Raw genomic sequence first — 9,474 nt, forward strand, 5'->3', positions numbered from 1 at the left:
CCTTCGGCGACATCTCCCCCTCAAGGGGGGAGATTAGCCAGCTCACCCCGCCAGCCGGCTTACCATCTCGTGCTGCGCGTAAGCGCGGCCGAAGCGGTTGGCGAGGAAGGCGTCGAGGGCGATGTCTTCCTGGCGCACGAAGCCCTTGGCCGGCAGCGAGCCGTCGGCCAGCATGTCAAGCACGGCGCAGATGCCCGATGCGGTGGTGATCTGGATGGCGCTGCGCACGATGTTGCCGACGCGGTGCGAATAGATCTTGTTGGCGTAGGTCTCCTGCAGCAGGCGGCCGCTGCGGCGGCCCGAGACGGTGACGAAGACGATGACCACGTCCTGCAGGGTCGAAGGCAGGGCGCTTTCGAAAATGTCCTTCAGCACGTCGCGGCGGTGGCGCAGACCGAGGTCGTTGAGCAGCGCCTTCATGATCGCGGCGTGGCCGGGGTAGCGGATGGTGCGGTAGTTCAGCGTGCGCACCTTGCCCTTCAGCGTCTCGGCCAGAGTGCCGAGCCCGCCGGAGGTGTTGAAGGCCTCATAGGTGACGCCGTCGAGCGAGAATTCCTCGCGCTCCTCCAGCGGCGGCACTTCGATCAGCTCGCCTTCGACGATCGCCTCGCAGGGCTCGCAATATTCGTTGATGACGCCGTCGGTGCTCCAGGTGAGGTTGTAGTTCAGCGCGTTGGACGGATATTGCGGCAGCGCGCCGACGCGCATGCGCACGCTTTCCAGCGTGTCGAAGCGGCTGGCGAGGTCGTTGGCGACGATCGATATGAAGCCCGGCGCCAGGCCGCATTGCGGGATGAAGGCGTTTTTCGCCCCGCGCGCCAGCTCCTTGACCCGGCGGGTCGAGACGACGTCCTCGGTGAGGTCGAGATAATGCACGCTGGTGGTGGCCGCCGCCTCGGCGATGCGGGTGGTGAGGTGGAAGGGCGCGGCGCTCAGCACGGCGAACTTGCCGGCAAGGATCTTTTCCAGTTCGCCCGTGGCGGCGATGTCGAGTTCCTGCGTCGCGACGCCGGCCGGCAGCTCGGCGGCGGCAAGCTGGGCGGCTGAGCGGTCGACCAACGTAACGCGGTAGTCGCCCGTGGCGCTCAGCATTTCCGCGATGGTCGAGCCGATCTTGCCGGCGCCGACGACAACGATGTTCTTCATGATCAATTCCCCTGCCAAATTTCGAGTTGCAGGAATCATCGCAGCTTGCCTGTCGAAAGGAAGCGTGGAATCTGGCAATATAAAGCTGAACTTTATCCAGTTTGCCGAAAGGCTTCGACGAAATGCTCACTCAAGCCGAACAGGCCCTGCTCACTTTGCTGCGCGCCAACGCTCGGGCCTCGACCGCCGAGCTGGCGCGCCAGCTCGGGCTTTCGCGCACCACGGTGCAGAGCCGCATCGAGCGGCTGGAGCAGCGCGGCATCATCGCCGGCTATGGGGTGCGGCTGTCGCCCGATTACGAGCAGGGGCTGGTCAAGGCGCATGTGCTGCTTACCGTCACGCCGAAACTCGCCGACAAGGTGGTGCGGAGCCTGGAGGCAATGGCGCCAGTGCGGACAGTGCATTCGGTCAGCGGCAATTTCGACATGATCGTTATCGTCGACGCGCCGTCGATCCGCGACCTCGACGCGCTGCTCGACCGCATCGGGGCGATGGACGGGGTGGAGCGGACGTCGTCGTCGATTATCTTGTCGACGCGGGTTGATCGGTGAGAGCCAAATCTCCCCCCTTGAGGGGGAGATGTCGCCGAAGGCGACAGAGGGGGTCGCTTCGCGTGGGGAGCCAACCTCCCTCGCCCTCCGCAAAGAGGTCCAGCCCGGTCGGACCGACCTCCTCTGGCCTGCCGGCCATCTCCCCCTCGAGGGGGGAGATTACGCGCGTCACCCCCTCCTCCGTTCCGCACCCTCGTCCAGCCACGCCACATCCTCCGGCGTCAGCTTGATATCGAGCGCCTTGAGGCTGTCCTCCAGCTCGTCCAGCGTGCGCGGGCCGATCAGCGGTACCGACGGGAAGGGCTGCGCCAGCACATAAGCCAGCGCGACATGGATCGGGCTCTTGCCGAGTTTTCGGGCCAGCTCGATCGCCCGGTCGCGGCGGGCGAAATTCCTTTCCGAGTACCAGACCCGCACCAGCTCCTCATTGTCAGTCCGGTCGTGGCCGGCGCGGTCGGTGAAGAAGCCGCGGCCCTGGCTCGACCAGGCGAAGTTCGGCATCTGGCGCGCCGCCAGCCAGGCCTTCCAGGCATCGGTCGAGGAGGTGACGCAGCCGGCCCAGATCGGCTCCAGCATTTCGGCCAGCGAGAAATTGTTGGAGAGCGCGCCGGGCTTCTGCCTGCCGTTCTTCTCGGCATAGGCAATCGCTTCGTCCATGCGCTCCATCGTCCAGTTGGAGCCGCCGAACAGGCCGCGGATGCGGCCGGCCCTGGCCTCCGCGTCCATGGCGTCGACGAACTCGCCGACCGGCACGTCCGGATTGTCGCGATGCATGAAATAGATGTCGACATGATCGGTCTGCAGCCGGTCGAGCGACTGCGCCAGCTGTCTTGCGATCACATCGGGGTAACAGAGCGGCGAATGCGCGCCCTTGGCGATGATGACCGACTGCTCGCGCACGCCGCGATTTGTGAGCCATTGCCCGAGCAGCGTCTCGGTGTAGCCGGCGCCATAGACATAGCCGGTGTCGAACAGATTGCCGCCGACCTCGAAAAAAGCGTCGAGCAGGATCGAACCGGAGGAAAAGGTGCGAAAATCCTCGAAGCCGAGCGCCAGCAGCGAGACCGGTTTCGGCAGGCCGGGAAGGACGCGCTTGCCAATGGCCGTGCCGTCGGCACGCAGCGGCCGGCCGGAGAGCGTGTTGACTCGTTTAGCCGGCTTTTCGATCTCATATTCCAGCCCGACGGCCTGCCGCCATCTGTCGAGCACGCGCAGCGTGCCGAGGCTGTCGGCCCAGGACATGCCCGGCCAGGCGAATTCCTGCCTGCCTGCCTGGATTGCTTCGCCCGCGGCATCGACCTCGAAGGAATAGAGGTGACGGGTCTCGTTGAGGCTGATCACCTCGCGAGCTGCCCCGGACCGGTTCACCTCGATCCGGCCCGGTCCGACATCGCGGTTGCCACCGGCGAACCAGAAATCGGGCACCTCGATCCGGCCCTTGGTGCCGAAAATGCGCAGCACATTGTCCTGGTCGAGCGAGATGCTGCAGGAGATTTCGGCGACGATGCCGCCGGGAAAGTGCAGCAAGGCGGAAGCCCATTCATCGACGCCGGACTGGCCGAGATGGGCGGTACCCACGACTTTGTCGGGCTCGGCGAAAGGCTGGCCGATCGCGGCGCCCGCGATCAGCCGCGCCATCGAGACAGGATAGCCCCCGACATCGAGGATGCCGCCGCCGGCGAGGTCGTTGGCATAGAGCCGGTGCTCGGGCATGAAGCCCGGCATGGCGAAACCAAAACTCGACTTGATCATGCGCACTTCGCCGATGGCGCCCGACTTGATCAGCTCGACCAGCTGGCGTGTCTGCGGGTGCAGCCGGTACATGAATGCTTCGCCGAGGAAGGTGCCGGCCTTGCGCGCGGCGTGCATCATGGCGTCGGCTTCGAAGGCGGTGAGCGCCAGCGGCTTTTCACACAGGACATGCTTGCCGGCCTCGGCCGCCTTGATCGCCCATTCGGCGTGGCCGGGATGCGGGATCGAAATGTAGACGGCGTCGACCTGGCTGTCTGCGAGCAGCGCATCGTAGCCGTCGAGGATACGCGCGCCGGGAAAGGCTTGCGCCAGGCCCGGCTTGGCAGGGTTGCGGGCGCCGAGCGCCTCAAGCGTGCCGGTGCGCGATCCCTTCACGCCGCCGGCAAAAGACTTGGCGATGCTGCCGGGCCCGAGGATGCCCCAGCGGATTTTTCCAGATGTCATGTCGAATTCTCCATGGGTCGCCGCCACGCCTTGGGGATCGGGCGGAAAAGAAAGTCAGCGAATCCTCGCGCCTGATTTGTCGAAAAGCAGCGAACGCTCGGCCTTGATCGAAACGGTGAAATGATCGCCGCCGGCGCGCTGGCGCGAGGCCTCGCGCTCGACGATCAGCTCCTCGGGCCCCGCGTTGGCGTAGACATAGCTCACGGAACCAAGATGCTCGGCGACGTCGGCCTTGACCGGAATGTCGCAATCGCCCTCGCCGGCCTTGAAGAAATGCTCCGGCCTGACGCCGAGCACGATTTCGGCGCCGATGGCGGGAAAAGCATCGCGGAGCGGCTTGCGCAATCGTGCGCCGCCATGATTGACGAGCTCGATGATCGCGGCGCTGTTTGACGTGTCGACGACTTTGGCGCTGAGGAAATTCATCTTCGGCGAGCCAATGAAGCCGGCTACGAATCGGTTGGCCGGGTCGTCATAGAGATCGAGCGGCGCGCCGATCTGCTCGACATTGCCGGCCTTCAGCACGACGATGCGATCGGCCAGCGTCATCGCCTCGGTCTGGTCATGCGTTACATAGATCATGGTGACGCCGAGCTCCTTGTGCAGGCGCGAGATCTCGACCCGCATCTGCACCCTGAGCTCGGCATCGAGGTTGGAGAGCGGCTCGTCGAAGAGAAAAACCTGCGGCTCGCGCACGATGGCGCGGCCGATGGCCACGCGCTGGCGCTGGCCGCCGGAGAGCTGCTTCGGCCGGCGCTGCATCAATTCGTCGATGCGCAGGATCTCGGCCGCGCGTTTCACGCGGCGATCGGTGTCGGCCTTCGGGTTGCCGTTCATGCGTAGTCCGAAGGAGAGGTTCTGCTCGACCGTCATATGCGGGTAGAGCGCGTAGGACTGGAACACCATGGCGATGCCGCGGTCGGCCGCCTCGACATCGTTCATCACCTTGCCGCCGATGGCGATGTCGCCGCCGCTGATGTCCTCCAGCCCGGCAATCATTCGAAGCAAAGTGGACTTGCCGCAGCCGGAGGGGCCGACGAAGACAACGAACTCGCCGTCGGCGATGTCGATGTTGGCGCCGTGGACGACCTCGAATGAACCGAAGCGTTTTATGACATTGGTAAGGGTGACGGCGGCCATCGCGCTTCTTTCCTATTTGATCGCGCCGGCGGCGATGCCGGCGATGAAATGCCGCTGCAACAGCACGAAGACGATGAGCATTGGCAGGGTCAGCATCACGGCGCCGGCCATAATGCCGCCCCAGGAAACCTTGGTCAGGCCGATCAGCGTGCCGAGCGCCACCGGCGCGGTCATCGCGCCGGGCTGGCTGTTGATCAGCAACGGCCAGAGATAATTGTTCCATGAGGCGAGGAAGAGGATGATCGCCAGCGCCGCCAGCATCGGGCGGGCCAAGGGCAGCGCCACGAACAGGAAGATGCGCCATTCCTTGACGCCTTCGACCCTAGCTGCGTCGAACAGTTCGGCCGGCATCATCGAGAAGGCCTGGCGCATGAAGAGCACGCCGAGTGAATTGAACAGCGGCGGCACGATCAGCGCGATCCAGGTGTTGGCCAAAGCGAAGTCGCGCGCCACCATGATGAATTGCGGGATGAGCACCACCGCGTAGGGAAGCGTGATGGTGCCGAAGATGATCGCCACCACCGCGCCCTTGCCGTGGAACTCGTAACGTGCCAGCGCCCAGCCGGCCATCGAGGTGAGCAGCACCGAAAGCGCGGTGTAGGTCACCGCCACCGAGACCGAGATGCCGATGGCGCCGACGAAATTGGTGTCGCGCTGCAGATTGTTGAAATTGTCGATGAAGCCGTCATGCGGCAGTAGCTCGATGCCGGGGCTGAAGATGCCGTTGTCGGGCATGGTGGAGAACACCACCATCATCCACAGGGGGAACAGCCAGATCAGCGCCAGCGGGGTCAGGAAGAGATGCAGCAGGATGCTGCGGCCGAGCCTTGCCTGCGAGCGCGAGGTCATTTCGGCTCCCTCATCAGCCAGAGCTGCACCAAAGTGATGGCGATGGCGAGGCCCGCCATGGTGTAGGCGACGGCCGAGGCGTAACCGAAATTGAGCGACCGAAAACCCTGGCGGTAGAGCAGCAGCCCAAGCGTTTCGGTGCCACCGCCGGGGCCGCCACGCTCGGTGATCAGGAACGGCTCGGTGAAGAGCTGCATGGTGCCGATGATCGACAGCACAGCGCAGAAGACGATGACGGGCTTCAAGAGCGGCAAGGTTATGTGGAAGAACTGCTTCACCTTGCTGACGCGGTCGAGCGTCGCCGCCTCGTAGACGTCCTCCGGAATGGACTGCAGCCCGGCGAGGATGATGATGGCGTTGTAGCCGGCCCAGCGCCAGGTCACCGCGATCATGATCAACGCCATGGCCGGTGTGACGTTGGAGAACCAATCGACCTTGGGCAGGCCGACGCTGTTGAGCAGCTTGTTGACGATGCCGAAATCGAGGCTGAACATCAGGCGAAAGACGGCCGAATAGGCGACCTCGCCGACCACGACCGGGGCGAAGAAGGCGAAGCGGTAGAGGCCTCGCGCCTTCAAGAGCGGCGAATTCAGAAGCACCGCCATGACGATCGCCAGCGCAATCATCACCGGTACCTGGATGACCAGGATCAGCAGTGTGTTCTTCAGCGCGTTGTAGAAGGCGGGGTCGCCGATCAGGCGGCCCCAGTTGAAGGCCGGCGCGAAACGCCACGGCACGGTCCGCGTCGCCTGGAAGGAGATCAGGAACGAGGAAATGATCGGCCAGATCCAGAAGACGGCGAAGATCAAGAGGTAAGGCGTGAGGAAGCGGTACGCGGTGGCGTTCTGGGTGCGCATCGGCTTCCTCCTTTCTCGGTGGCGCCTTCTTGGCGGGCGCGGTGTTGATCATGCTTCGAATGCTGGACGGCGCCAATTGTCGAGGCCAGCGCTGCCCTGTCTAGCCTTCTCCCCTTGTGGGAGAAGGTGGATTGGCGCGCAGCGCCAAGACGGATGAGGGGTGCTCCAGCAGAGTGAGACGTCGGCTTTCCCTGGAACACCCCTCATCCGGCCGCTTCGCGGCCACCTTCCCCCACAAGGGGGGAAGGGAAAGTGGCTCTACTTCACCGGCAAACCTGTGGCGGCGGCGATCTGCTTGGCGGCGTCGTCGAGCGCGGCCTTGGCGTCGGGATAGCCGTTGGCCAGATATTTGGTCTGCACGGCGCGGACGATGATCTCGGCGTCGCTCTGAAACTGGGTGCCGCGGCTCGGCACCACCTTGGGCAGCGTGGAAAGGATATCCTTCCAGACCGCCTGGCCGCCCCAATATTCCTGACCTTGCGCGACGTAAGGATCATCGAGCGCAGAGACCAGCGACGGCACCAGGCCGAAATCCTTCAGCATGGTGATCTGGCCGTCATTGGTCTCCAGCGTGTATTTCAGATAGGCGTAGGCCGCTTCCTTGTTCTTCGAGGCCGATGTGATGGCCAACGACGAGCCGCCGAGATTGGCGGCGCGCGGGCCGTCGGCGGTCAGGCTTGGCATCAGATAGACGCCCCATTTGCCGCTTTCCTTCGGCGATTCGGTGCGGATCGTGCCTTCATACCAGCCGCCATAGACCTGGGTGGCGACGGTGCCGGCGGTGTTGTTGGTGATCTTGGTCGACCAGTCGGCCGACGACACGATGCCGGCGTCCTTCATCTCCTTGACCTTGGTCATGGCGTCGACGCATTTCGGCTCGGCCACGGTGATCGACTGGCCGTCCTCGGCGAAATAGGCGCAGCCCTGCTCGTTGGAGATCATGCGGAAAAATTCGGTGTCGCCGTTGAAATCGGCATTGGTCATCGACACGCCGGGATTGGCGGCCTGGATCTTCTTGCCGGCGGCGATGAAATCGTCCCAGGTCTTGATCGAGGCCGGATCGACGCCTGCCTTCTCGTAGAAGTCGCGGCGGTAGAAGACGGCGACCGGGCCGGAATCCCATGGCATGGCATAGGCCTTGTCTCCGACCTCGAGCTCGGTGCGCTTGAAATCGGGGAATTTCTTCTGGTCTTCGGCGGTGTAGCCCAGGGTGTGCAGGTCGACGAAGCAGTCCGGGAACTGGCTCCAGTAGTTCTCGGCCTCGCCGTTCTCGATCGTGACGATGTCGGGCAGTCCGACGCCGCCGGCGGCGCAGCCGGCGATCGACTTGTCATAGGTCGGCTGGTTGCCGAGGTCCTGAACCGTGACCTTGATGTCGGGATATTTCTTGTTGAAGCCCTCGACCGTCGACTTCAGCGACGAAGCGGCGATGTTCCAGCTCCAGATGGTGATCTCGCCGGACTGCGCCAGCGCCGGGCCTGAACCCAGGGCAAGCAAAAGCGCGGCGCAGGTCAGTGTCGTGCGCATTGAAATCCTCCCAATTCATTTGCTCTCTCGCTGTGAGCGTGGCTAGATTATGCGGCGCGGAAGGCTTGTCCCCGACAGAGGGAATAAGAAGTTGGCGGAAAGTAAGATGTCCGAGCGTCCGTTCTACCAACCTGGCGCGAGCAGCGTCGAAGGACTGCCGCTGATGCTGCAGATGTTCTACAACCACCCGTTGGTGATGCTGAAGCCGCACTGGCACGCCCAGGTCGAGGTTAACTTCATCGTGCAGGGCCGCGTGCATTACCGCATGGCCGAGCATGAGATTTCGCTGTCGGCCGGCGAGATGTGCCTGTTCTGGGGCGGCCTGCCGCACCAGATGGACGACCTTTCCGACGATGCCATCTATGCCGGCGCGCATCTGCCGCTGGTGCATTTCTTCCGCCTGCATCTGCCGGCCGACATACGCCACCGGCTGATGACCGGCGCGACGCTGGTGACGAATGCCACCGATCAATCCGACAATGACAATTTCAAGCGCTGGAACGAGTATGCGCGCTCAGGCGATCCGGCCAGGACAGAGCATGCCGTCAACGAGCTGCTGCTTCGGCTCGAGCGGGTGCGCTTCGAGCCCTATCGGCTGGTGCCCGGAACCGCCGCCGGACATGGCGCGGGCAGCCCCTTCGACCAGCAGTCCTCGCGCAATGTCGGGCGCATGTGCGACTTCATCGCCGAGAATTTTCTCTACGATATCGATTGCGTGAACATCGCTTGCGCCGCCGACATCCACCCCAAATACGCCATGAGCCTGTTCAAGAAATCGACCGGCATGACGCTCAACGAATATGTCAGTCTCTTGCGGCTGAGCTATGCGCAGGCGCTTCTGATGCATGAGGACGCCAATGTGCTGAAGGTCGCGATGGACTCCGGCTTCGGCTCGCTCAGCGCCTTCAACAAATCGTTCCGCAAGCTTGCCGGCATGTCGCCTTCCGATTTCCGCCGGGCGGGCGCCGGGCGGTAAGAATGGTCAGCGGTCGCCGCCACGCGTAAGGCCGAAACGCCCATCGCGGTCGTCATTCTAGGGCGGAGCAAGGAGCGGAGCGACGCGCGCAGACCCTAGAATCCATGCCGTAACATTAAAACGTTGCGGCGGTTACAGAATATTCTGCACCGTTGCGCTCGCCGGCAGAAGTCACGGCATGGATTCTAGGGTCTACGCGGTACGCTTCGCTTCCCGCTCCGCCCTAGAATGA

General features: G+C 63.8%; 8 protein-coding genes. 2 read left to right on the forward strand and 6 right to left on the reverse strand.

Going from position 1 to position 9,474, the window contains the following annotated elements:
• Positions 1-42: 42 nt before the first annotated feature.
• A complete protein-coding gene (locus EOA23_RS10460; RefSeq protein ID WP_281058749.1) occupies positions 43-1,185 on the reverse strand; it encodes a saccharopine dehydrogenase family protein in 1,143 nt (380 codons plus the stop codon).
• Between the two features lie 83 nt (positions 1,186-1,268).
• Here EOA23_RS10460 and EOA23_RS10465 point away from each other — a divergent pair, with 83 nt between their 5' ends.
• A complete protein-coding gene (locus tag EOA23_RS10465; RefSeq protein ID WP_126063570.1) occupies positions 1,269-1,697 on the forward strand; it encodes an Lrp/AsnC family transcriptional regulator in 429 nt (142 codons plus the stop codon).
• 168 nt (positions 1,698-1,865) lie between these two features.
• Here the strand turns inward: EOA23_RS10465 and EOA23_RS10470 are convergent, their stop codons facing one another.
• From EOA23_RS10470 to EOA23_RS10490, 5 genes are all read right to left on the reverse strand, one after another.
• On the reverse strand, positions 1,866-3,893 hold the full coding sequence (locus EOA23_RS10470; protein ID WP_127303931.1) for an aldo/keto reductase: 2,028 nt from the start codon (positions 3,891-3,893) through the stop codon (positions 1,866-1,868).
• A 54-nt stretch (positions 3,894-3,947) separates the two neighbouring features.
• Positions 3,948-5,033 carry a sn-glycerol-3-phosphate ABC transporter ATP-binding protein UgpC gene (gene ugpC / locus EOA23_RS10475; RefSeq protein WP_127303933.1) on the reverse strand — a complete coding sequence of 362 codons (1,086 nt, stop codon included), beginning with the start codon at positions 5,031-5,033 and terminating at the stop codon, positions 3,948-3,950.
• A 12-nt stretch (positions 5,034-5,045) separates the two neighbouring features.
• On the reverse strand, positions 5,046-5,882 hold the full coding sequence (locus EOA23_RS10480) for a carbohydrate ABC transporter permease (RefSeq protein ID WP_127303935.1): 837 nt from the start codon (positions 5,880-5,882) through the stop codon (positions 5,046-5,048).
• Positions 5,879-6,739 carry a sugar ABC transporter permease gene (locus EOA23_RS10485; RefSeq protein WP_126063574.1) on the reverse strand — a complete coding sequence of 287 codons (861 nt, stop codon included), beginning with the start codon at positions 6,737-6,739 and terminating at the stop codon, positions 5,879-5,881. Before EOA23_RS10485 ends, EOA23_RS10480 begins: the two co-directional genes overlap by 4 nt.
• 258 nt (positions 6,740-6,997) lie before the next feature.
• Positions 6,998-8,266: an ABC transporter substrate-binding protein gene (locus EOA23_RS10490; RefSeq protein ID WP_042645344.1), complete on the reverse strand. Its 1,269-nt coding sequence runs from the start codon at positions 8,264-8,266 to the stop codon at positions 6,998-7,000.
• Positions 8,267-8,372: 106 nt separating this feature from the next.
• Between EOA23_RS10490 and EOA23_RS10495 the strand changes: the two genes are divergently transcribed.
• The gene (locus EOA23_RS10495; RefSeq protein ID WP_127303937.1) at positions 8,373-9,242 is read left to right on the forward strand and encodes a helix-turn-helix domain-containing protein; all 870 of its coding nucleotides are present in this window, start codon (positions 8,373-8,375) and stop codon (positions 9,240-9,242) included.
• Positions 9,243-9,474: the final 232 nt, after the last annotated feature.

This window comes from Mesorhizobium sp. M2A.F.Ca.ET.042.01.1.1 (assembly GCF_003997405.1).
GTDB lineage: Bacteria > Pseudomonadota > Alphaproteobacteria > Rhizobiales > Rhizobiaceae > Mesorhizobium.